Here is a 25,826-nt window from a genome sequence, read left to right on the forward strand (position 1 = left end):
ATTTGTATTCAATTGCATTTCGCCCTTTCGGGTGACTGCAATTCTTCCTACATTTGTAATAGAATTAAAGTCTCACTCTAAAAATATCAACTCATGAAAAACATTAAGAAAATGGTATTAGTATCAGCCTTTGCCGGTACTTGTCTTACGCCTCATGCACAGACTGCCTCTCCTGTCATCCCGACCGATCCGGCTATTGAAACTCATATCCGGGAATGGCTTCAGAAAATGACTCTCGAACAAAAGATCGGTCAGATGTGTGAAATCACGATTGATGTGGTATCTGATCTTGAAACCAGTCGTAAGAAAGGATTCTGCCTTAGCGAGGCAATGCTCGACACGGTTATCGGTAAATATAAAGTAGGTTCACTGTTGAATGTTCCTTTAGGGGTAGCACAGAAAAAGGAAAAGTGGGCGGAAGCCATCAAACAGATACAGGAGAAATCGATGAAGGAGATCGGTATTCCCTGCATCTATGGGGTAGATCAGATTCATGGAACGACCTACACACAGGACGGAACGATGTTTCCGCAAGGCATCAACATGGGAGCCACTTTCAACCGGGAACTGACCCGAAAAGGTGCTGAAATCTCTGCTTATGAAACCAAGGCTGGCTGCATCCCCTGGACGTTTGCTCCGGTAGTCGACTTAGGACGTGATCCGCGCTGGGCACGTATGTGGGAAAATTATGGTGAAGATTGTTATGTAAATGCAGAAATGGGCGTATCGGCCGTGAAGGGTTTTCAGGGAGAGAACCCGAACCGTATCGGAGAATACCATGTAGCCGCATGCATGAAGCACTACATGGGCTATGGTGTACCTGTCTCCGGTAAAGACCGTACTCCGTCTTCCATCTCACGCAGCGATATGCGTGAAAAACATTTCGCTCCTTTCCTTGCTGCCGTTCGTCAGGGTGCATTGAGCGTGATGGTGAATTCCGGCGTTGACAACGGACTACCTTTTCACGCTAACCGTGAATTACTGACCGAATGGCTGAAAGAAGACCTGAACTGGGACGGTCTGATTGTAACAGACTGGGCGGACATTAACAATCTCTGTACCCGGGATCACATTGCTGCCACCAAGAAAGAAGCTATCAAGATTGCCATCAATGCCGGAATCGACATGTCGATGGTTCCTTATGAAGTGAGTTTCTGCGATTATCTGAAAGAGTTGGTTGAAGAAGGAGAGGTATCTATGGAGCGTATCGACGATGCAGTAGCCCGTGTGTTGCGTCTGAAATATCGCCTGGGATTATTTGACAATCCGTATTGGGACATTAAGAAGTATGACAAGTTCGGTTCTAAGGAATTTGCAGCCGTTGCCCTCCAGGCTGCCGAGGAATCGGAAGTGTTATTGAAGAATGACGCCCATACCCTGCCGATAGCGAAAGGCAAAAAGATTCTGCTGACCGGTCCGAACGCAAACTCCATGCGTTGTCTGAACGGCGGATGGTCGTATAGCTGGCAGGGACACGTTGCCGATGAATATGCGCAGGCATATCATACCATCTACGAGGCTTTGTGTGAGAAATACGGAAAAGAGAATATTATCTACGAACCGGGAGTGACCTATGCTCCTTACAAGAACGATAATTGGTGGGAAGAAAACAAACCGGAAATTGAAAAACCGGTGGCAGCGGCAGCACAAGCGGATATTATCATCGCCTGCATCGGCGAAAACTCTTATTGCGAAACTCCGGGCAACCTGACGGATCTTACCTTATCGGAAAACCAGCGCAATCTGGTAAAAGCTCTGGCCGCTACGGGCAAACCTATCGTTTTGGTTCTGAATCAGGGACGCCCGCGTATTATCAACGATATAGAACCTTTGGCAAAAGCTGTTGTCAACATCATGCTGCCAAGCAACTATGGTGGAGACGCACTTGCAAACTTATTGGCAGGCGACGCCAACTTCAGTGGAAAGATGCCATTCACTTATCCACGACTTATCAACGCTTTGGCAACTTATGACTTCAAGCCTTGCGAAAACATAGGGCAAATGGGAGGCAACTACAACTATGACTCGGTGATGGATATTCAATGGCCGTTCGGTTTCGGATTAAGCTATACGAATTACGAATACAGCAACTTAAAAGTAAATAAACCGACTTTTAATGCTGACGACGAACTGATATTCACGGTTGACGTAACCAACACGGGCAAAGTTGCCGGAAAAGAGAGTGTGTTATTGTTCTCTAAGGACTTAGTGGCAAGCAGCACACCGGACAATATCCGTTTACGAAACTTCGAAAAGGTTTCTCTGAAACCGGGAGAAACAAAGACGGTTACGCTGAAACTGAAAGGAAGCGACTTGGCATTTGTGGGATATGACGGTAAGTGGAGACTGGAAAAAGGAGATTTCAAGATTAAATGTGGTGACCAATGGATGGATATTGTATGCGATCAGACAAAAGTATGGAATACTCCGAATAAGAATACGGCCCACAAATAAACCTCTTTTTAGATATTTCTATAAAAACATCTTCATATAGAATCTTCTTTTTATATAAAAATACACATTCCTCTATCACCTATCACCGCCAGTAATCAAAAGCCTTATTCATCGAGGTTTCCGACGGTGATAGGTTGTTTCTGAACCTATCACCACATCTGTCACCTATCACCGCAAAAAGCACTACTTTCATCACATTTTTGCAAAGGCAACCTGAACAGCTATGACTTAGAGAGCTATTCCTTTTTTTTCTTCACAGAAGTCATCACCAATTTAGTATGCAGTTCTTTAATCTCACATAAATCGAACCTTTCCTGTATATACACATACATGATGACCAAACGGATGAGTTCTTTATTCGGACATGAGAATTCATCTTTAGATAGTCCGTCTATCACTATATCCAATAAACAGAGAGAACACTGCAATTCAGCTTTTGGCAATCGGTCTACATTTTCAATCTGTGCAAAGCTAGGCCAGTTTTCTTTCATAAAACTAAGTTTGTCGACGGAACATTCTAAATCGCGCTTCATCAGGCAGGAACGGGAACAAGTAAGGTTACTCATAACTATCATTTTTTAATTATGTGTTTCCGTATGCCAATAAAAAAGGCGCGGAAACTATTACTGTACTATCCTCCGACGGCTCTGGTAAGCCTACACCTGAATAATAAGCAATAGCTCCACGCCCGTTGAGGTATATAACAAATATATATACAACATGGACGTGGAGACCGGTCGCTTATTATCTGCAGGTGTTAAATTTACCAGATTTACGGAGCAGATAATAAAAACACTATCTCCAATACAAAACAAACATATCCTCTTCCTGAAGATACGCTACAAATATAACTATATTTTCAGATAATGTCACTGTTATCACAGTAAAATAGTTTAATTCTCCCCTTGCCCTACATCTATCAAATAGAACAAGGCATATAAATACCTACAACAAGTAGGAATACTTTGCTTTTCTCCCTGATATAGTTTATCTTTGCTACCGATATAGTTACTTCTTCACGGCCGTGACGAATTCCTACCACGGCCGTGGAAAGATCCTACCACAGCCATGAAGAGATCTCACCACGGCCGTGGGAGATTAATGATAAAGGCACTGTAAAGCAACTATACCTACACTTTAATCCAAGAATAAAGGCAGGACACTTATATAAAGCCGCTTGATAACAAACAAACAACAGCTATATAACAACAAATCCCCCCTAAGTCCAAAGATTGATTAGTTTTACAACAAAGAAAAACAACGCCCTTATAGGACTAACAACGGCAAATTATAAATACGTAGTCATATAAGGCAAAAACAAGTAAATAATGGCAATACAATTTGAATTGTACAAGACTCCCCGTCCCAAGGACGAGGAAGGTAAGGAAATGTATCACGCACGTGTAGTCAACTTCCAACACATTGACACAGACTATCTGGCAAAAGAAATCCAGATAGCAACCTCTTTGACTGAAGGAGATGTGAAGTCTGTTCTCGAATCTCTAAGTCATTTCATGGGAGATCGTCTTCGGGAAGGGCAAAGCGTCCACTTGGATGGCATCGGCTATTTCCAGATTAAGTTGAATAGTAAAGAACCTATCACCTCGCCCAAACAAAAAGCGAATCAGATGAAACTCAAAGCCAACATTAGTTTCAAAGCGGACGCCAAATTGAAAAGGTCTGTTAGTGTTGTTCATATGGAACGGAGCAAACTAAGACGCCACTCTGCTTCCCGCTCGAATGATGAAATAGACAAACTGCTAACAAGCTATTTCAGCAATAATCCGGTATTGACCCGTGGCGATTTTCAAGGACTATGCAATTTCACTTCTACCACTGCTTCCCGTCATATCAAACGGCTAAAAGAGGAGAAAAAACTGAAGAATATCAATTCTTATTATAATCCGATTTATGTGCCGATGCCGGGATATTACGGTAAGGAGGAAATAAAGACGAATCAAGGGTACAATATAGAAAAGGAAAATTAAAAGAAGCATTCAGTTGTTGCAAATTTTGCGACAACTGAATGCTCTTACTATTTCTACCTAACTGATCCAGAAATTGCACAAATTGATTATTACCCACGTTTCATTCATTTCTTTCCACTTTCCAATTTCCTTCCTTTGTTATTTCAATTTTCAATTTATTCTTATTGGCAAGAGTAATCCAAACATTACTTTGATGAGTAGCATCCGTTTGAGCAGAAATAGCTTTCGCTATGTCTTCAGCTTTCCATAAAGCAGTGTGAGGAACAATAATAGTTACGAACGTAACAGCAGAACCGGGGATTACCTTTTGTTTGGCAAAAGTTGTAACAGGCTTGACTGTATACTCCTGTTGTTGCGCCCCAAAATGCCGCCCCTTCTGTTCCTCAAAGTAAACTAATAGTTGATTTGTTTCAATATCTTTCCCCGAACGATCTTTCCACTTTTTATTCTCTCCTGTGGAATTGAACCAATTCTTACCGCTTTTATCCAACGAATAAAGTTGCCATAAACTGCCGGCGGTATAACCTTCCGTTCCTGCCCCAGGCAATAAATGATCCTGTATAACAAGTATTCCTTCTTTTGTGAGCACCATATTCCGTTGTAGGACAGATCCATCCACACATTGGTCATCCAACACAATTCGTCCATAAGAATCTCCCTCCCGCGTTTCTGCCATAGCTTCTTTTACTATGTTTGGATTAAACAATGTTCCTACTTTCTCGTGAATATATTCCTCACCCGGAAGAGAAACCTTATTATAGGCGCGTATCATAAAATCTAATACCGATTTCTTCGCTCCGCTTTTTGCCGTATGCTTCCAATCACAACCAATATACCGATAATCATTCAGACTAAAATCTGCGGCTACATCCAGATTCACAAAACAGACATTCTTGTCCGGAAGAACAACTTTCACAGCTTTTCCTTCTTTACCCAAGTCAACCAAAGTCACGTTTTTACTCCAGTTCTCTAACGTGCTACAGTCATGCAACAACCTGTTTCCTGCCTTTCCAATCAACCGGACATTCTTAATATAAATCTCTTCACCCGGTTCTCCCTGAAAGCGGAATGTCATCTTTCTCATCCCCCGCATTGCAGTATCACCGGAAATCTCCGTAGACTGACTGAAATCAACACAATCTGTAAACCAGCTATTAGTGAACAACCGGCTGCCCTTCTCATCAAACGGGAATCCACTCCCGTTCTCTTTCATCAGAACGACAGTATTGCCATGACGCACATCGGTAGCATGCCTCTGTACACCATGAAACAGAGGGTTATCATCCACTTCAAAGTAATTAATCGTACCACGCAGATTTGGATGCTGATGAGTGCCGGATGCATACAAGTCACTCATTATAAACGGGGTTCCCGCTTCAGAAGAGGCTCGCAATAGCAGCTGGTCGGGTATATCCGTTTTTCCTTTCCGGTTTGTACGGGTGGTGACCAGAGAAGTACGAACAGGAGAATCTGATTTTTCAAAAAAGGTAGGCAACAGGGCTACCTCTGCAAGAGCAGCCCAATCACAGGCCTGCCGAAGATTCCATCCCGGTTTGAAGTACTTAATATCTAAATTAGGGTATCCGATAGTAAATAACTTCCAGGCAGCTTTTCGAAAAGAAGCATCACCGGTCAGGCGTGCCATCTTTTCAAATACCAGTATCCAGTTGTTATAGGCAAAGAAATAATCATCTCCATATTCGGGCATATAACCGCTGGGAGCCTGTTGGTCACGATAGCGTTCGAACCACCGTCTTATTTCCGGAGTCTTCAACAACGCCACTTTATCACTCTCAATGGCAATATTGATGATGTCATTCAAATGAATGGAAGCATAGAGAGTCGCAGTTTCATCTACGTCTTTATTACGATACCAAAAGTGCCACATCTTATCAACATACTCTTTCCAATGGGAAACGCCCGGAGCATCGGGGAACAAATTACACATCCGTACAAACCCCAATGCACGTTCCTGTCCCTGATTATTATCAATTACAAAATCAGGATCAAAGTGAAGATCGGCAAAACGAATCATCACTTCATCAGCTCCCATTGGCAGACGGTCATTGTCCTGCAATATTTCATAGGCCAGCGCCAAGTTCTGCAATGCAAAGAAATCATCCTTGCCGTGCATCAGTTTCTCATTTTTCTTCCATTCACGAATGGCATTCCCAAACACCTGCTCTGACATATCCAGGTAACGCTTCTCGTGCGTTGCCTTATAGAAAACAGCAGATGCCGACATCAGATTAGTCACCCAACGGACATTTTTAGCCCTTATTTCTTTTACGATCCGTTCCTCACTGTATTTCTGCGTCAGCAAATCAAAAGCTGCAGAAGCCTTAGGGAGAAAATCCGCCCGACATAACTCCTGTGCATAAACATTACATACCAGCAATAATCCGATAAGCCAAAAACAAGATTTCAGTTTCATAACCTTCATAGCCGATCTATTAATTATTCACGAATTTATAAACTCTCCATTCCGAAAGACCGCACACAGCAAAGATGTCCGTGCAGCAAAGAATAGATTAAAACTATTCTAACTGTAAGTTTTCTGTTCCTGTTGCCGTATGGAATTGCACACTATTACTACCCGCCTTTTGTTGCATATAATCACTTTTGGATATGTATTCAGTATTTAAATCCACAGCCTTGCCGTTGACCTTATATTGTCCGTTATATGACATTTCCGGTGAAAAGAAAGTCAGTTCCAATACATCCCCTTGAATATTGGTGTAAGATATGGACGGGGTATCACTCGTTTCATAGTCAGCAGAAAGCTGAAGTTTTACTTTTGCAGCAATGTCACCGGCAAACTTTTTCAATTCAGCATCCATATCACCTTGAGCATCTTTGTATCGTTCAGTAATCTCTGTTGTTTCCAACACCCAAGAGCCTCTACGGCGGTTAACATCTTTAAGCGTCAGTATATGGTGATCTTTGATACCATACTTATTATCTTGCAAGCCGAAATCCCAGTCTTCAGGAGTAGCAAAGGCAAACATCATCGAACCGGTATGGCATAACACCCACCGCATACCATTAATTTCTCTAATCATTTTCGTTTTAATCCCTTTACGAGTGAAAGGCACATACATCTGATAGAACTTAGGTTGGTCCATATAATCCTCCGCCACATTATACACCCCGATAGCACTTCTTTCGTACCCTAACACCCTGTGATAAGGATTTTCCCCATATCCCGGTTTATTTGATACCGTCTGATAGCTTTGCGGACGTTCGGGATTATCATGGCACACACTGAATACGGAGGCTTCAGGCAGATCAGACTGCCACACCAAATGCAGATTTTTAGTTTCCTTAAAAGCATAAGTATACTGGAAACCTTTCAACTTATTAGAAAAAGCCTCTATCGTTTGTGTGGATAAGCCATAGTTTTTACTTTGATACGTATATCTGCAACAGAAATGATCGTCGTTTATACGCAAAGCCTCAAAATGATAGGGGTATTGCTTACCGGCATTGAGCGACTGAAGGTAAGGGAGAGGTTTGACATTACGTTGGTAAGCCATCCAGAAATTGAAACAGGCAAAATTATCTTTACCGGCATCCAAACGAATCTTACGCTCATTCTGTCCTCCGTAAAACAGCCAGGCCAACTGCCCAATCTGCACGTCTACACTCAAATTTCCGGTACATAAATTCGCCCAGCCTTTACAACGGGAAGGATTGGCACAATAAAGTCCCTGATTCCAAGGTAACAGCAGCTGTGCCACCATGTGTTGATAAATCGTCGCAGCGGTTTTTCGAATTTCTTCATCCCGGCTAAATTCTGCAAGCATCCTCACATACTGAAGATTTATTCCCAAATAAGTAAAAGCGTCGGCTTCAGGGCAGTTGTCTGTGAAGAAAGATTTCAAGGTTTTCAGTATTCTGCCATGCAAATAGCTTTTTAGCTGGGAAGAAGTTTGCCCGTCCGCATCCACAAAATCAGACCATTCTTCAGCACAAAGGAAACCACTTGCCTGTCGCATCATCCTCATATTCAGCGTACCTTTATCAGTTGCATACTTCCCTAATTTCATGAAATCCTTTATCTTCTTCTGCAACTGTTCCGACATCCGGGTCTTCGTAAGCATATATCCATGCATAGTAGCATGCACAAAGAACTCCAAATCGGAATCTGAATGATAAACCTCATCGATATGTTCCAACTGATATTGATAGATTTCAATCAGTTTGGCCGTTGCTTCCGCCGTTTCATGATTACTCCACAGTCTGGCATAATAGAACGGAGCCAGATACTTGATACTGTAACCTTTACCCGGAGACACCCGGAGCATACAGTCGATAAGCGACTTTCCCCTTTCTTCATAAGTAGTCCCCCGCATAAAAGGACCAGCCTCTTCTACCTGCCCTTCCTCCGGAGTTGAAGGCAAAGGCTGATTACTGTTTTCCCTGGCATCGCTATCATTACAAGCCGAAGTGCAGAAGAACAACAACAGAGAGAGAACTATATATTGAAAAACTTTCGGTTTCATCTATTCTTTTATTATCAGGTTAATTAATATGTATACTAACAGGATGATTTAAATAATCGGCATACGTATCGACCAGACGAATAAATTCCTCACGTTTAGAGAAATCATCCACTCCTAGTTCCCAGCCGGCATACACCTGATAACGATATCCATTATTACCCGGTTTCAGTTTGGCACACCATGTTTTAAGAATTCCGTTTCCTTCATCGGGTGCATGGAACGTTTCCACTAATTGATCCTTAGGGATTAGCAATGCCATACCCAATTCGTAATCCTTATTCACCGTCTGTTTATCATGTGTAATCATGGAAACCCATTTTCCTGCATACTGCTTCTCTACAAATTCCTTCGTATTGTTATTGGCAACAAGTCCTGTTACCAATACCGCATTCTCCGGAAGCGGCGAAGTACGTATTTCTTCCTCATATCCGTTTTTACCTGCCCAGATAGTGACCGTTTCATGAACATCGACTTTTGTTCCCAACACATCCCATCTCGTAAAATCCAACCGGAAGACGGAACGTACAGGTCCTTCCGCTATCACCTCAAAATGAGAAGAATCAATGATGTCCACTGTATCTTTTTGCTCCACTCCCATCCGCAACAGCGTATCCTGCAACTGGATAGCAATTCCTCCCAGTCCGAAAGAATTCGCCACACTTAAAATATCACATCCCCATTCTCTCAACACCTGATAGGTATTGTCAGGATATCCATCTGCACGGAGACCTACCGTATCAAGTACCATTTCAGAAACTCTCTTACCAAATAAATCGCGACAGTTCCTACCGTCAAAATAATGGCGGAATCCCACTTTGTCATTCTCCCATGCCGGTCCATCCATCTGATAAGGATAATTGACCGAACGGGGCAGATTCTGCTTTCCATGCGTATCGGAGGATAATTCTTCCACCTGTCCCGGAGAAGTCATCTTCCCATAGCGGATATTGGTACGTCGTTCAAAAACCGGATAATCGGCAGCCGACATCCAGTCCAGCAACAGCTCTACCGTTTCATGACCGCCCAAGGTATATACAAAAGCCAGCTCATCCCATAAACCATCCTGATCCATATCGTCCACCTGACAAGGAATATATGTTCCATCCGCTTTCTTCACCACAGGAAGTAATTCGTCTCCAACTGCCCTCAACTCCATACGCGAAAGTCTGAAGCTTTCATCCACACGCTCTTCATTTATAGGATTCTTCAACACAATAGAGGTAGCGGGCTTCTCCTTGCAAGAAGAAAGAACGAACACCAACGCCCATAAAAAATATATTATTCTCATTTTATTTCTGTTATTTTAGACCCTACCGGGCATTTTAACCGGACATAAACCGGCACGTTATTAATCAGGATAATACTTCTCCGGCGACATATTCGCAGACATATATGGAGGCATCCAGAAAGCTGATTGACGTTTGAACTTCAATGTAACAGCCGGATACCAATTCTTCCACGAAGCGGGATCTGTATTTTCAACAGGCGACAAGGCTCCTTCGCCATTTCCGTTGACAGAGGCCACTGCATATTCATACACCATCAAACCGTGCCTGTCCTGCAAGCGGTTATCCAATGAACCGGGCATTGCAAATGCCTTACAAACTCCTGCTGCTGTCTTATCAACAAAACAATTTGCTTTGCCTTCATATATCAGACGAAATTCCTGTTCCCCCTTTACCCTCCGATACAAACGGTATTTCTGTACTCCGAGCACTTTTCCCCATGATATTTCCACCTGGTTATCATCCAGTTTCATCCAGATTCCTTCCGGATAATGAGGAGCCTCACCGGTAACATAAACCGGATATTCCTTGGCGGATGAAGCTGCTCTTTTGCCATTCATAGCAACAGCACGGATATGTATTTTATCTTTATATCCATCTTTAGACAGCTTATAAGGAGAATGAAGAGTTGTCGTCACTGTTTCCCAATGTTTTCCACCATCCACAGAAACTTCCAGCCGGACGCTCTTCAACCGGTTCGGATTCTGCCAGTAAATCAAGAAATGATTCTTCTCATATTCCACATCTGTGATTTCAGCAGGCAATGGCATTGCTTTTCCGGCTGTGTATTCCAGACTATGTTGTCCCGCCGGAAGGGTTAGCACTGCCTGACCGGCTTTCACACGGACAGGTTGAGCCACTCCATCTATATAAAAAGTCCCTTTGGGCGTCACTCCGGTAAGAGTGACCTTTGTTACTTTCAGAGCCTTAAACGTACCGAATAAAGTTTCGTCAACGGCACGAGTCAAAGCAATCGCTGCCTCATCCCCGGCTTCCATCGACAGACCTAACCCGTCTGCAGCAATCTTAGTACCTCGAATCAAAGCCAACTGCAGACTGCCGTCTTTCATCCGTCGAATGACTCCTGCTTTGCCTTCAAAATCTTCCTGTTCCGTAAGATATTCCAAGGTTTTTCCTGCACGAAATACCAAATCCTCACTTTGGGGAGCACGAATACCGATGACTCCTTCAGGATAAGCCCCTTCCTTTGCCGGAATAAAATCAGCTACCTCTTCAGTTCCCAATAAAGGAATATTTTTCAATTTTCCACGCAACGGAACCACTTCTCCCTTTTTATGCGAAACCAACGTAAGCAGCGAACCAAACGCATCCCGATAGAAGCCTCTGGAAGTAGCAGTTTCTGCCACAGTCCAATGGTCATCACGTGCTTTTTTAGATAGGAAAGTAATTTGGGGATATTCAAATCCTTTCCCGGTGAACCAGGAAAAACGATGTGCCGCTCTCCAATTAGTTCCTGTTTCATCAAAAATCAAATAGTAGTCCGTACCTACCAGCAAAATGCTACGCGACTGATATTCAGGCCAACTATATAAATCTTTTCCGGTGGCAGGCAGTAACTCCGCAAACTGTGCAACACCCAAGTCATACAAGGGAGCAGTCAACTCATTCATGCCGATGGTACGGAATTCCCCGTTCTTCATGACACCGAAGTTAGTGACACCATCCAGATTATTGGTGATGTGATCTCCGGCATTCTCATTCTCATGCCCTGTAAAAATCTGTCCCTGCGCATAAAAGTAAATACCACCGGAATTTCCCTGTGCCTGATTTCCCCAACGATAATTGGGTCCCTTGTCCACCTGCTCCAAATGAATGGATAATTCTTCCGGCGTATCGACTCCCGCACGAAGCACAATGCCGTGTCCCACGTATTTACAGCTTTTCAGATGAGGATTTGTACCCCGGTTATCTACTGTATGAATTCGCTTATACACTTCAGCCCAGTCAGAGTCTTTCAGTTTATGCTCTAACTCTTTGCCAAATGTTCCTGCCCAGAATATATTCTCTGCTACTATCGGATCATAATTAAACAACCATTCACCCAATTCGAACAATGAACTGGGACGATCTACGGTTGTTCCCCCACCATGCGCACCATGAGCGGGATATTGACGGGTGAAAGATTTTTCATCCAAGGCATCTCCCGGCCTCCATCCTTCCGGATAGCCCGGCTGTGCTCCTTCCACATTTCTATAATTATACACGGGAGCGGTCAGCATATCCACCAGCCATTTTCCCCTCTCCGCCATATACGAACTGGCAAAACGGTTTTTCCCGTCATATAATTCACCTGCAATGTTGGAATGCCCTGTCGGACGAAGATAAGCCCAATTATAAACACCCAGGCTTTCTACCCAACGTCCGCCTTTACCTTCGAAAGTCCTTACTTCGGGACGTGTATAAAACACTCCGTATATCTCCAGACATTTCTCGAAAAAGTCCCCCCATTCTTTTGCCATCGGATGCTCTGGAAACAAATAGGCTGTCTGCATCGGGACACACCAACCATCAGCGGCCATATTAGCGGTACCTGCCAATGAATTCCGGATGGCATTCATCTCTTCAAGCATATTCACGTAGCCACCGAGAATAAACAAAGCGTTCACTGTTTTCCGTTGCTTTTCCGTCAAACTCCGGGCATGAAACAAGTATCCTTCTACCAACTTGGAATATACCGGACGATGTTCTATCGAATGAATCCCCGGATAAAAATTCAGTCCCATCGGATAATAAGCAAAAGCGGACGAAATCATATTCTGATAGAAACTTTCCGCTGTCTGTCCGGTATGATCCTTTGTAAACAGGTTCTCCGGTTGTTTTTTGTCATTAGCATATTCAAGTTCCCAATCTTTTATCCTATCCAGGCTTAAAGAAGCATATTGCTGATGAAGCATCTGTGTATACCGATACGACAAAAACTCTGATTTATGCGCGCCTCCGGCTTTGGCTATCTCATCGATACGTTTATTAAAACCGGCCACTGCTTTCCGTCCCTGTTCTTCGGAGAAAAAGGCGATTGCCGTAGAGCGGCTTCCATCGACAAGCGGATATTTAAAGTATAGTTTGTTATCATCATACCGGAAATAAATACTCAAATCAGGAGTAGGCTGCCAGATACCATACTGCCGGTCATCCCACTTTTGATGATCGTAAACAAAGACGCCCAATTCATCCGCATTCTTTCCCTCTTCCCAAAAAGACATGACAGGAGGCTGTTCCCTGACCGAATTTCCACCAAACGGGGAAATGCGGAAGATCATCTCTTTAGAAGGGTCTTCGATCCATCCCATTCCTGTCCAGTGCGGGTCTTCCTGAGAATAGCTGGTATGTACAGGCGTATCAATACCTATCCATTGTGAAGCCTTGTCGAACACGCGGTCCCATTGTGTACCGAAGCGTTTGACCGGAGCAAAATTGTCCCAACACATATCCAGATATACCCGGTCTTCTTTTGATAACCCGTTCATCTCTTCTTCCAATATGACAAACGGATATCCTTGTACCACCTTTATCCATGCAGTATACGTAGCGTTTCCTGCCAGATAGTACTTCACCTGATATTTCACAAACAGTTCACCGACCTCCACCGGAAGCGTTTCAATCCGTTCTACATTCTTACGGTGGGCATACAACCTATTATTCCCTATCTTCCGGTCGCCTTTCTGCACAGACAACACCGGAGCCGGAGCTTTTCCGGCTTTTACAGACTGTGATGCGGGAATGTACACAGTCATATCTTTATTACCTATTGAAAACTGTCCGTCTTCTGATACCACTGCTAAAGGGTTGTCGACAGTAACCGGCTTCCGCCCGGTTGCGACCAGTTCATACGCATATTTCCCCCCCTGTGGCAATGCGGCAAAGAAACTGACTCTGGCGCGTTGCAAGAATCCGTTTTTTACCACTTTCTCCGATAACTGAAAAGGAACAGGTACGCCTTGGCTCTTATCCGTTAACGATAGCATTTCTTCTTTTACTCCTCCATCAAATACCACTACATAACTTATCAATGTACGTGGCCAGTTATATGTAGCAAGGTCAATCACATCCTGTTTTTCGAACAAGACTGGTTGCCCGGCGACCATACGGACCTGTGCCTGTATGCACGAAGCAACTATTATCAGGAAAAAGAATATGATACGTGTTTTCATGGATTTTTTTGTTTACTTATTTGTTTTAAAATCTGTCACCAGAGCATAAGCACACCAAAGTACGGGTGCCTGTCCGTGAAGATCACCTGTCAATGCCAAACGATTGATATAGTGCTCACGACTGTTTTTTATCATCGTGCCTTCGCATACCGCCTTCACATCACCCGCTTTATCAATATAGCTACATAAAGCAATCCATCCTTTGCGGGCAACTTCGCCATACTCTTTCGCATCCAGCCAACCTTTTTTTACTCCTACAATCATGGCATACGTAAACATTGCACTTCCTGATGTTTCTTCCCACAACTCCGGATCGTCTACCAGCTGTCTCCACATTCCTTTTTCATTCTGTGTCTCTTTCAGCGTTTTCATCATTTTCAGATAAGCAGCCATTATTTCCGCATAATCCGGATTCGTTTCCGGCAAGATACGTAACAATTCTGCCATACCCACAGCCATCCAGCCGTTGGCTCTTCCCCAACAATAAGGAGCAGAAGGAGCATGATAGAACAAACCGTTGTCCAACTGGAGGGAGTCCAGATACACTACCATTTCACGGGCAGCACGGGTAATATATTTCATATCCTGCGTAACCCGGTAGGCTTGCGCCTGAACGGCTGTTATCATAAACATATCATCCATCCACAAACGGGTTTGCCAGGAATATCCTTTGTCGGCCCATGCTTTTTCTTCTTCGGTTAGTTCTTGCGTTGCAGGTGCATCCCACTGTGTATCTGCATATTTCATACCCATTGCCAGATACTTTTCATCTTTAGTCTGCATATATAATTCCAGAGGAACAGCACCAAACACATTATTATCCACATGATTGGCTTGCGGTTGCAGATAAGCCTCTGTCGTGAAGAGAGGTTGGAAGCGCGCTTCCAAGCGTTCCTCCAAGCCTCTGTTTTTTGTTGCCTGCGCGAACCACAATCCACCCAACCAAGTGCATACATCCGGATAAGTGATTTGTGTACGCGGTTCGTCTACACGTAGCGGACTGCCATACTGCGAATGCCATTGCTCCAGAAAACGATCGGCTATCTTGTTTCCAACCGTCACCGGATCAGCTTCTGCCGGAAAATCCGTCAACAAATAGTCAGCCTCTTTATGCCCTCTAAATGTGAAAGCACAAATCACCGCTACCCCGACAAACACGATCCCTATTATACCATACTTCTTCATTACTTTACCTATTAATATTCAATACCTTAAAACAAACACTTATTGTACATTCTCCAATTTAGGATGTACTAACCTGAAACCAATCAACTTATTACGTTTATCTACGGGAAAGGCAGCACGGGCAGAAACCCGGCAAGCACTCGTATTTGTATTCCATCCTCCACCACGACAGATCCGTTTTTGAGGCACATCCGACGGCAATGCGTCCGGACCTACCGGATCTACCTGATCTTCACCACTATATTCGTCGTACCAGTCGAGGCAGACTTCCGCTACATTGCCGGACATATCATAAAGTCCTAATTCGTTTGGTAATTTTTTTCCTACTTCTTCCGGCCAGAACTGCATACCAGTCTGTCCTTCCGGCAAACGGTAACAATTGGAAAGATTGTAGCCCACTTCATCAAAATTATTACTTCCGGCATAAACCGTTGAAGTTCTTTTCCTGCCTCCACGAGCCGCAAACTCCCATTGCGCCTCCGTAGGTAAGGTAAAATGTAATCCTGTTATCTCATTCAATTTATTACAGAATGTCTGCATTTCAGAGAAAAGACGATTATCCATCGGCAACCGGGTAGTAGCAAGATCTTTCCATGAGAAATTCTCCCATTTACCCATTACGTATGAATACATTTCCTGTGTTACCTCAAACCTGCAAATATAGAAATCGCTCACAGTTACTTTATGTACCGGAAGTTCGTCAATATGCACACCTTCTCCCTGTTCTGCCGTAGCTCCCATCAGGAACGTACCCCCATTGACAAATATCATATCTTCTTTCAGGAATTTCTCAAAAAACTTCACACGTTCCGGACGAATAACCGACGCCCATGTATCTCCCGGATCTAACGGATAGTATCCATCCAGGCCAGTATTCTTGTTCGAAGTGACCCGGGGAATCTTACTGGTATTTATGGTTGCGGCATCAAAGAGGGAAGGACCTTCTTCAACCGGTTCCGAACTGAAGTAGGAATCACCCGGCTCTACCGGACGTGAAGGATTGTCATATTCATCATTATCACTGCAAGAGGTCCCTGCCATAACCAGCACAGCACCCAACATCATATATCTCAATGTTTTTATCATCATAGCTTTCTTTTTTTGTGTTAACCAACGATTAATAACCATCATTCTGCCACATAATATCCTTATTTCCATAAGCTAATATATCCGACAGAGGAATAGGCGCCAATTTATTATATGACTTCATTGCATACGTAGGCTGTTCGGTCGTTTCATTATAACCTTCGTCTACCAGGGCAAAGTGTGTTGCCATCGCCTCTTCTGCTAAATCCCAACGAATCAAGTCCGGCCAGCGGATTCCTTCGAAAGAGAATTCTACAAAACGCTCTTTAACGAGATAGTCTAATACCGCTTGTTTATCGGCAAAATCACTTGACAATTTAGCAGACAGACCTGCTCTCTTTCTTACGTCATTGATAATTGGCAATATATCGGTAGATAGATAAGTAGCATAATCCAATTCGTTCAGTGCTTCCGCATACATCAACTTAACATCCGTATAACGCAGGATAGGAATATTATTTCCCCATTCGTCAACTGCCGTCGGCGCATTCTTAGTGGCTCTTAAGAACTTCCGCACCACATATACATCGGCCTGCGGAGCGCTCTTGTCAAGATACAGGTTATTGACTATTGTCAAGTCTCTTCTCTTATCTCCTGTTTCATACACTCCGTCGCCCGCAATGGACATGGAAGCACGGATGGAGCTGGAAGCACCATTGAACGTAATGCCGTTCAACTTAGCATAGTCCCCTTTCTCTTTATTCAGCGTAGAAGGAATGAACCAACCACTAAAACTTTGACTTAATCCCAAAGCCTTACCAGTAGTACCACCCAGATATTGAACTTCCCAAACCCGTTCTTTACCATTATTATATTCGTCACTGAAACAATCTTCATATTTACCAGCCAGTTCATAAAGAGTGCCTTCCTGTTCAATGACTTTTCCCAAATATTCTGCCGCCTTCGTGTAATTATGCATATACATATAAGTACGTCCCAGCATACCGGCAGCAGCATATTTCGTCACCCGTCCTGCCTCACTGCTTGCCCAACTGTCAGGCAGCCTGTTAAACGCATCTTCAAAATCAGAAATCGCCTGTTTGTAAGTATCCTCCTGACTGGAACGTGCTACCTTATACACTTCTTCACGAGAAATTTCCTTAGTAATCAACGGAGCACCACCCCAACACCAGGCAAACTGAAGATAAGCCAGTCCGCGCAATGCATAAGCCTCTCCGGTAATATATGCTTTACGATCTTCATCGGTAAAAACCACTGCATCTATCCTGCTTAATAATTGATTGCAACGAAACACCAGTGTCCACCAAGCCGACCAGGGCTTTGACCATTTGCTCTCCATCGGGGTATCCATGAAACGTCCTATCGGGGTAGAGTTACGAACCTCGTCGGCACGAGTGACAATTGCTTCCATATAATTCTTATTATAGATAGTCTGCAATTGTGCATAACAACCATTAATCGCCGTTTCAAAATCCTGCGGCGTTTTATAATAGTTCTGGTCAGTATAAATAGAGGGTTGCTCCACATCCAGATATCCTTCACAGGAAGATAGTGCGAACAGACAACTTATACTTACTATTAATTTATAAAATGATTTCATAATGGCAATAGATTAAAATGTTAAGTTAACTCCGAATATATACTTTCTCGACTGCGGATAAGTGGTATAATCCGCACCACGCACCATCGGATTATCGGGCGAATAGCTATTTACATCCGGATTACCGATATAATCTGTAAACGTATACAGGTTTTCTGCCGTCACATAGACTTTAGCTGCCTGAATATGAGATTTTCTCAACCATTTCTTAGGCAATTTATAAGTCAGGCTGATGTTCTGTATCCGCAAGAAAGAAGCATTATAAATAGCCATGTCTGTCATGTGCATTTGACCGTCCTTATTAAGAGGAGAGTTGTTGCCAAGTCCGTAAGGTAATGGAGTCTTACCATCCCAGGACATGTCTACTCCCAGACTTGTCGGTATCGGATTTCCTCCGGCATATTCTTCTTTATAAGCATGTAGCCATCTTTTCAATCCATTGTAATTTCCACGTCCCGTATCCAAACTACGACCAGCCAGATAAAGCACCTTACCACCGATTTGTCCACGAAGGAATACACTTAATTCCAAGTTCTTATAAGAGAAACGATTGGTGAATCCGTATGTCAGATCCGGATCATTCGATCCATAAGGAACCATATCGTCGGAATTGATTTCCCCATTACCGTCCATATCTACATATTTCACATTTCCGGGAATCTGGTTGGTCAGGACAGGAACACGAGGACGGGATTTGTCATACTTACCATCAGGACCAAGTTCAAAGTCGTCGTTTGTTAACAAACCATCCGTACGGTAAACATAGAATTGTGAAATCGGACCTCCCACCTTTGTGATAAAACGAGCATCATAGGCTTCTGTAATTACATTATCATTTCCTCCCATATCAAGCACCTTATTCTTATTGGTTGCCAGATTGAGCGAGCTTGACCATTTAAATGCTTTAGTATGTACATTGACTGTCGTCAGGTCTATCTCCCATCCTTTGTTTTCAATAGATGCAAGATTGGTTTTTACTGTACTGAAACCGGTCGCAGCAGGCAACTTCGTAGAATAAAGCAAATCATCTGTCTTATTTATATAATAGTCTACATTCAACTGTACACGATTATTGAATAAAGAGAGGTCAAAACCAATATCAAATGCTTTGGTTGTCTCCCATTTAAGTTTGTCATTGGCTATATTCTTTGCATACACACCCACTTGTGAAGTTCCTCCATACACGGTGTTAGTCACATCATAATTAGGAATATAATCGGCAGTACCAATACGGTCGTTACCGGACATACCCCAGGAAGCACGTAGTTTCAACAGGTTGATAACTTTGATATCTTTCATAAATTCCTCACCACTGATCTTCCATCCGGCTGATACGGACGGGAAAACAGCCCAACGATTTCCCGGACCGAAACGAGAAGAACCATCACGGCGCACTGATGCTGAAGCCAGATATTTATCTGCATAATTATAGTTCACACGTCCGAAAAGCGATGAAGTACGAACAATGGTTCTTGAACTGCTGGCTTCCGTAGGGGTAGCACCCATATTGAGAGTCGGTACACTTTCCAGCGGATAGTCCATTGCTCCCAAACTTGTCCTGAATTCATTACGTTCGTCAATACTTTGCCCCAACAGAATCTCTAAAGCATGCTTCTTATTCAGTGTTGTGTTATAAGTCAACGTATTCTGAATACCGGTACGGCTTATGCTAAGAGTAGAGGTAGTTCCTTGCGTAGTCGAGCCATTATTGGGCTGTACATTTGCCGGAAGGAAGTACTCATCAATTCTCATGTCCGAGTTATAGCTGAACAATGTTTTGAAAGTCAATCCTTTTATGATTTTTGCCTCCGCCCACAAAGAGGTATTGAAGGTTTTCTTTTCCCTCTTATCTACTACTGACATCAATCTTTCGTAAGGGTTCACGTTATTACGGTAGCTTGCATTGAATCCATATTCACGGGTATTTTCATCCAAGCCAATGATAGGAGGCATGAGCAATGCATTCATTATCTGTTTATCCTTTCCTTCAGACTCTCCTTTATCCTGGTGAGAAATAGTAGGGGCAAACGTAGCGCCAGCCTTGATATATCTATTCAGATCTACCGAAGCATTCAAACGGAAGTTGAAACGTTCGAAACCTGTATTTTTAACAATACCTTCCTGATTCAAATAACCGGCAGAAAGATAGATAGAATATTTCTTTCCTTTACTGGAAACAGATACCTGGTGATTATGAGTCAGGGCATTTTGCATAATCTGATCAATCCAGTCGGTAGTCGGAATGTCATTTCTAAACGTCCAGTCGGCTACATCTGAATTAGGATTCACCAACCATTGTTCGTTGATCTGATCGCCGGAGGATCTTTTCTTATTAGGAACATACATACTATTCGTTCCTCCTTTATTCAAATACTTGGCATTGGTATACCATATATTATATGCCAGCCATTCTTTTGCTGTCATCATTTCGGGTAATCCCACCGCATTTTGTGTACCAATGTAGGATTCCCAGGTAATCACCGGTTTAGACCCACTTGCCTGCTTGGTTTCAATCAGCACAACTCCCGCCGAACCTCTGGCTCCATAAATAGAGGTAGCGGCAGCATCCTTCAATACCTGAATAGAAGCTACATCTGACGGATTTACATCACTCATGGATTCTGTAATTACACCGTCCACCACAATTAGCGGAGAAGAGGAACCATTAATGGAGCTTGCTCCTCTGACGAGAATCTGCATCTCTTCACCCGGAATACCACTTGATGTCTGTGTCTGTACACCTGCCAACTGGCCGGAAAGTGCGTCACTTAGGCTGGTAATGGGGCGTCCATCAATCGCATCGGAGGAAATTTTAGCAACTGAAGTAGTCAGATTCGACTTTTTCACTGAACCGTATCCTACCACGATCACTTCATCCAACGTTTTAGAATCTTCTTCCAGTTTAATGGTAAGCTGTGACCTGCCGTTCACTTTTACTCTTTTCTCTGTAAAACCTACATAAGTAATGACCAACGTTGCTTCTTTACTTACATTCAGGGTAAACTTACCATCGAGGTCGGTAATTGTACCTACAGTTTTATTCCCACTTTCCACCACATTGGCGCCAATAATGGGTTCCCCCATCATATCGACCACTGTTCCGGTGACTTTCATCTGCGCCCAAGCCATCGTGCTCAAGCATAACACAAAAAGAGTCGCCAGAAACCTTAGTTTTTCATAAGAACTCTTTTCTTGATTTTCTTTGTCGTTCATAAACTAAATTTTACAAGGTTAATAAATCATTTACTATTCCTTAGCGGTGCAAACATAGAGAATGTTCACCCGCTCGACTTGGAAAATAGTATCAAAGACCTGTAAAATAAGCCCAGAACACTTCGTCTGGGACATTTTTACCAGAGAAACACGATTTTACATCCGTTGCTTCAGGTAATTGGCAGGTGCGATGTTATACGTAGATTTAAAAACTTTACTAAAATAAGAAGGGTCAGAATATCCGACATCATAAGCTACTTCAGAAACAGTATATTTACCTGTGGCCAATTTCTCGGCAGCCAGCTTCATGCGGACATTCAAAATAAGTTTATTAGGTGATACATCGGAAACAGCCTTTATTTTCCGGAAGAACTGCGAACGGCTCATGCCCAATTCTTCATGCAGATCGTTAACGGACAAGTTAGGATCATGTACTCTTTCACGGATTAGCTCCATCAGTTGTTGCATGAAACTATCCTGAGCACTAAGTTCAGCTACGGGAACTTCAATAGCATCCAGCTTTTCACAGAAAATCCGGCGAAGACGATTCCGATTTTTGATGAGACTATCCAGTTTTGCCAATAATACTTTCGGAGCAAATGGCTTTAATACATAATCATCTGCCATCACACTATAGCCCTCTTCAATATGCTCATTCAAGGCCTTTGCTGTCAACAAGACAACAGGTATATGGGCCGTAATCATCTCTTCTTTAATTGCCTTACATAATTCAAGCCCATCCATAACCGGCATCATCACGTCACTGACTATCAAATCGGGAATCTGTTCAACCGCTTCTTTCAATCCTTCCTTTCCATTGGAAGCTTCGTACACAATATACTGTTGGGATAGCAAAGACACAATATACTGGCGCATATCGTCATCATCTTCTACAACAAGTACACGATAACGGTTGTCATCTTCTACTGAAGCCGGTTTCTCTTCTTCGATAGGAGCAATACACTCCCTCCTTACTTTTTCCAGATAGGTATCTTCACGATTTTCAACAAACTCTACATTCGCCCCGGCAAAACACTCTTTTCCCAAGTTCAATTCCACCAAAAACTCGGCTCCATGTCCGGGTGTGCTTTCCACTGATATTTTCCCTTTATGCAGTCTCACTACATATTGCACCATATTCAACCCGATGCCACTACCAAACAGATCTGACTTGCTACCTTGCTCTACCTGGAAAAACGGATCGAATATCTTCGACAAATTCTCCTCCGAGATTCCTTCCCCACAATCTTTCACCGAAATCACAACACTGCCAGCTTTCTCCACTGAACGAACTTTTATCTGCGTGCCTTTGGGAGAGTGTTTCACAGCATTCGATAACAGATTGAAAATAACTTTTTCCATCAGGTCTGTATCCATCCAAAGATTATCCCCATAATAATCATTGTCATATCCGATTGTCAGCTCCTTCTTATGTAATAAATCCGAGAAACTATCAATCTGGCTGGTAAGGAAAGTCCCTATATTGACACGACTCAACTTTAATGTCATAGCTCCATACTCTAACTTTCGGAAATCCATTAGTTGGTTGACAAGCAAAAGCAGGCGATTCGAATTTTTATAAATCTGCTTCATCGGGAAAAGGAATTTATGAGGCAGCGTCTCATCCTGCAAAATATCTTCCGCCGGGCCGGTAATCAAAGTCAGCGGAGTACGTAATTCATGTGAGAAGTTGGTGAAAAGTTCTATCTTCATCCGATAATTACGTTCAATATTCTCTTTTTCTATTTCTTCTATCCTCCGCTGATATTTATCCGATTTCCGCTTGTAGAAATAATACAGCACGCCTCCCACCAGCATCAGTGCCAGAAGCACATAGATCACTTTAGCCCATCCGGTGAGCCAGACAGGAGGATGAACCACGACATCGATACCTGTCGCATCCCCCCAAATGCCATCGCTGTTACATGCTTTTATATAAAAGGTATATTCCCCGGCTGGCAAATGCGAATAAATGACTTCATTACGTTCAATATAATTCCAATTCTGGTCAAGTCCCTCCATCCGGTAAGCATATTTATATCCTTTCGGAAAGATATAATCCAAAGGGGAATACTTGATGAGTACGGCGGCATTCTTATAGGATAATTCCACATGTTCCAGACTGCGTGTATTATCGTATTGTACCCGGTCGGCTCCTTCGTCGGAGTCGAGACTATTTACGGAAGATACATGTACTACAGGTAATAGTCTCTCTTGACCGGCGATAATTTCCTGGGGAGCAAACTCTGCTATACCATTGTTGCCACCTACATAAATCCTCCCATCCTCTACCTGTAACAGAGTATTCCGGGAAACCTCATTCAAAGGGAACCCCGTATCTTTGGTATAATTGACAATTCTGGAATCTTTCATTGACAGTTTGGAAAGTCCGATCACAGTAGATATCCAAAAATCTCCGGTTTCTTTATCTTCGAGTACACCGCAGACAGAATTGTGTATAAGCCCTTGTTCTATGCCGAAATGGTCGATAGTTCCTCTCTCCAAATGGCAACGATATACCCCCATATTATATGTTCCCACCCAAAGGTAGTGCTGGCTATCCAAATAAAGCAGACTCACATTTTTATTTTTCAGTTCATCAAAATCAAGTTGGTTGCCTTTAAAGTAATGGGCTGCATTATTGGGATGATAAGGAAAACTCCATACTCCACTCGTACGCCCGCCTACCAACATACTGGAGCCATACGCTAACAAGTCCTGTGTCAGCATAAAACGCGTGTTTCCATCTTGATTTGTCGAAAAAGAACGGCTAAGTTTTTTTGTCTTGGGATTGTAGCAAGACAGTTCATCCTCTGCAATCCAGATATTTCCCTGTACATCTTTCGCCATAGCCCGTATCTGTGCATCCGGGGGGAACATATCCATCATTTCCTTACTAATAGAAAGATCTCGAAGATTCAGCGAGTATACTCCTTTATTGAGTACATAGAAAAGTATCTCATTCTCATTATTCTGAAACATATAGTATACTTCATCTTCACTAGCTCCTACTTTTCCTATTGGTAACCGGACTTCCTCCACTTTACCGTTAGCCAGGTTTAAAGTACATATCCCTCTATTATGTCCGATCCATAATTTCCCCTGCGCCTCTATCAGTTTTCCGGTCACCCGTATCGGCTGATTTATATTCAAAGTCAGCGGATGATAACGGAATAGATATTGTCTGGCATTATAAAACAGAGCACCTTCATTGAAGGTCCCCAACCATAACGATCCCTGTTTGTCTTTGTAAAGACTCATCAAACGACGGTTAGCAAGCAGTCCGGAAGGAATACATTCTTCAAATGTCCGGCTAATAACATGTGTATGTTCATTCATCACAGCTAACCCATTATCTGTAGCTAATAGTAAAAGAGAATCGTTATACACCTTTATATCATGCACCTGTCCTTTCCATACACTCATATCAGCCGGGAAATTCACTTCAATTTTTGTTGCTGTACTGGTAACCGGATTATAAAGTTGTAAATTATCCAGAGAAGAGGCCAACCAGGTACGTTCTTTTTCGTCCTGAAAGATTTTCAGAAATGCCGGATAATCCGGGCCTTTCAGAATATACGAGAAACGGGAAGTTCGTGTATCCAGTCTAAGGATACCTTTGTTTGCTACATTCAAGAGAAGAGAATTATCTGCACTGGGTGCCATACTGTTTATATAAAGTCCTCTTAACGCTTCCAAACAAGTACATTTTCCATTCCGAAGGATATATACCCCCATTTTGGTAACCACCCATACTGCTCCGTCTGATGCTATCGACAGACCAACCACCACCCCACGAGGCAATTCGCAACCTTTATATAAAGTGGCTAAATCTATATATTTCTCCTCAAAGGGATCGAAAAGTGTAATTCCATTAAAAGTTCCAATCCACATTCTGCCTTGCCTGTCTCCTGTGATACTGACAATATCATTGGATTGTCTGACGGTCTCATCGGATTCATAAAAGAAATTTTTAATTTCATAACCATCCAAACGATTCAACCCGTCCTTTGTCCCTAACCATATATATCCCATCTCGTCCTGATAGATAGCTTTTACCGTACTGTTGGACAGTCCGTCTGCTACAGTATACGAACGGTAGGGGTTATCGGCTAAAAGAATCAGGGTACTACTGAACAATGTAATCAACAAGAACGTAAACTTTTTCATCACCATGGTACAGACATATTCATATATGCAGGCAAAGATAATATGTCTTTTCATAAAATAATAGTCCGCATGAGGGTTTTAACTAAACTGATATATGGCATTTTCAGCTTTAACCCCTGTAACCCGAAGAAAGGATATAGAGACCAAAAAATTCCTCTATTGTCTATGAAAGACCTCTTCTTATACACTATGCCCGCCTATTACTT

General features: G+C 42.9%; 12 protein-coding genes. 2 read left to right on the forward strand and 10 right to left on the reverse strand.

From position 1 onward, the window contains the following. The first annotated feature begins 93 nt into the window (after window positions 1-93). On the forward strand, window positions 94-2,454 hold the full coding sequence (locus tag AB5217_RS19110) for a glycoside hydrolase family 3 protein (protein ID WP_032854207.1): 2,361 nt from the start codon (window positions 94-96) through the stop codon (window positions 2,452-2,454). 236 nt (window positions 2,455-2,690) lie between these two features. On the opposite strand, the gene AB5217_RS19115 is transcribed toward AB5217_RS19110, so the two are convergent. Beyond that, complete coding sequence (locus AB5217_RS19115) at window positions 2,691-3,020, reverse strand: hypothetical protein (RefSeq protein ID WP_032854206.1); 330 nt, start codon at window positions 3,018-3,020, stop codon at window positions 2,691-2,693. Between the two features lie 762 nt (window positions 3,021-3,782). Here AB5217_RS19115 and AB5217_RS19120 point away from each other — a divergent pair. Beyond that, window positions 3,783-4,442 carry an HU family DNA-binding protein gene (locus tag AB5217_RS19120; RefSeq protein ID WP_004323992.1) on the forward strand — a complete coding sequence of 220 codons (660 nt, stop codon included), beginning with the start codon at window positions 3,783-3,785 and terminating at the stop codon, window positions 4,440-4,442. Between the two features lie 100 nt (window positions 4,443-4,542). Here AB5217_RS19120 and AB5217_RS19125 read toward each other — a convergent pair whose 3' ends face one another. The 9 genes from AB5217_RS19125 to AB5217_RS19165 form a co-directional block, all read right to left on the reverse strand. Beyond that, window positions 4,543-6,885, reverse strand: coding sequence for a hypothetical protein (locus AB5217_RS19125; RefSeq protein ID WP_032844316.1), 2,343 nt, complete (start codon window positions 6,883-6,885; stop codon window positions 4,543-4,545). Window positions 6,886-6,979: 94 nt separating this feature from the next. Further along, window positions 6,980-8,947 (reverse strand): hypothetical protein, encoded by a 1,968-nt coding sequence (locus AB5217_RS19130; protein ID WP_032844315.1) that lies wholly within the window; start codon window positions 8,945-8,947, stop codon window positions 6,980-6,982. A 19-nt stretch (window positions 8,948-8,966) separates the two neighbouring features. Next, window positions 8,967-10,235, reverse strand: coding sequence for a DUF4861 domain-containing protein (locus tag AB5217_RS19135; RefSeq protein WP_032844314.1), 1,269 nt, complete (start codon window positions 10,233-10,235; stop codon window positions 8,967-8,969). Window positions 10,236-10,295: 60 nt separating this feature from the next. Further along, window positions 10,296-14,405, reverse strand: a complete 4,110-nt coding sequence (locus AB5217_RS19140) for a hypothetical protein (RefSeq protein ID WP_032854860.1) — start codon at window positions 14,403-14,405, stop codon at window positions 10,296-10,298. Between the two features lie 12 nt (window positions 14,406-14,417). Next, entirely contained in the window at window positions 14,418-15,590 is a 1,173-nt protein-coding gene (locus tag AB5217_RS19145) for a glycoside hydrolase family 105 protein (RefSeq protein WP_004302643.1), read from the reverse strand. Window positions 15,591-15,629: 39 nt separating this feature from the next. Continuing rightward, complete coding sequence (locus AB5217_RS19150; protein ID WP_229115765.1) at window positions 15,630-16,679, reverse strand: formylglycine-generating enzyme family protein; 1,050 nt, start codon at window positions 16,677-16,679, stop codon at window positions 15,630-15,632. A 28-nt stretch (window positions 16,680-16,707) separates the two neighbouring features. Further along, the gene (locus AB5217_RS19155) at window positions 16,708-18,237 is read right to left on the reverse strand and encodes a RagB/SusD family nutrient uptake outer membrane protein (protein ID WP_004302645.1); all 1,530 of its coding nucleotides are present in this window, start codon (window positions 18,235-18,237) and stop codon (window positions 16,708-16,710) included. 12 nt (window positions 18,238-18,249) lie between these two features. Next, window positions 18,250-21,450: a SusC/RagA family TonB-linked outer membrane protein gene (locus AB5217_RS19160; protein WP_032844312.1), complete on the reverse strand. Its 3,201-nt coding sequence runs from the start codon at window positions 21,448-21,450 to the stop codon at window positions 18,250-18,252. Window positions 21,451-21,606: 156 nt separating this feature from the next. Beyond that, complete coding sequence (locus AB5217_RS19165; RefSeq protein ID WP_050486522.1) at window positions 21,607-25,674, reverse strand: two-component regulator propeller domain-containing protein; 4,068 nt, start codon at window positions 25,672-25,674, stop codon at window positions 21,607-21,609. Between the last annotated feature and the right edge of the window lie 152 nt (window positions 25,675-25,826).

The sequence above is a fragment of the Bacteroides sp. MSSM.1001136sp1_RTP21357st2_D2_RTP21359_211015 genome, assembly GCF_040913205.1.
Taxonomy (GTDB): Bacteria; Bacteroidota; Bacteroidia; order Bacteroidales; family Bacteroidaceae; genus Bacteroides; species Bacteroides ovatus.

What these genes read in the sequence shown, in the direction of transcription:
- AB5217_RS19155 (WP_004302645.1), bottom strand. Translation starts at nt 18,237, where the DNA reads ATGAAATCATTTTATAAATTAATAGTAAGTATAAGTTGTCTGTTCGCA.
- AB5217_RS19145 (WP_004302643.1), bottom strand. Translation starts at nt 15,590, where the DNA reads ATGAAGAAGTATGGTATAATAGGGATCGTGTTTGTCGGGGTAGCGGTG.
- AB5217_RS19120 (WP_004323992.1), top strand. Translation starts at nt 3,783, where the DNA reads ATGGCAATACAATTTGAATTGTACAAGACTCCCCGTCCCAAGGACGAG.
- AB5217_RS19165 (WP_050486522.1), bottom strand. Translation starts at nt 25,674, where the DNA reads ATGAAAAGACATATTATCTTTGCCTGCATATATGAATATGTCTGTACC.
- AB5217_RS19135 (WP_032844314.1), bottom strand. Translation starts at nt 10,235, where the DNA reads ATGAGAATAATATATTTTTTATGGGCGTTGGTGTTCGTTCTTTCTTCT.
- AB5217_RS19130 (WP_032844315.1), bottom strand. Translation starts at nt 8,947, where the DNA reads ATGAAACCGAAAGTTTTTCAATATATAGTTCTCTCTCTGTTGTTGTTC.
- AB5217_RS19110 (WP_032854207.1), top strand. Translation starts at nt 94, where the DNA reads ATGAAAAACATTAAGAAAATGGTATTAGTATCAGCCTTTGCCGGTACT.
- AB5217_RS19115 (WP_032854206.1), bottom strand. Translation starts at nt 3,020, where the DNA reads ATGAGTAACCTTACTTGTTCCCGTTCCTGCCTGATGAAGCGCGATTTA.
- AB5217_RS19150 (WP_229115765.1), bottom strand. Translation starts at nt 16,679, where the DNA reads ATGATGATAAAAACATTGAGATATATGATGTTGGGTGCTGTGCTGGTT.
- AB5217_RS19140 (WP_032854860.1), bottom strand. Translation starts at nt 14,405, where the DNA reads ATGAAAACACGTATCATATTCTTTTTCCTGATAATAGTTGCTTCGTGC.
- AB5217_RS19125 (WP_032844316.1), bottom strand. Translation starts at nt 6,885, where the DNA reads ATGAAGGTTATGAAACTGAAATCTTGTTTTTGGCTTATCGGATTATTG.
- AB5217_RS19160 (WP_032844312.1), bottom strand. Translation starts at nt 21,450, where the DNA reads ATGAACGACAAAGAAAATCAAGAAAAGAGTTCTTATGAAAAACTAAGG.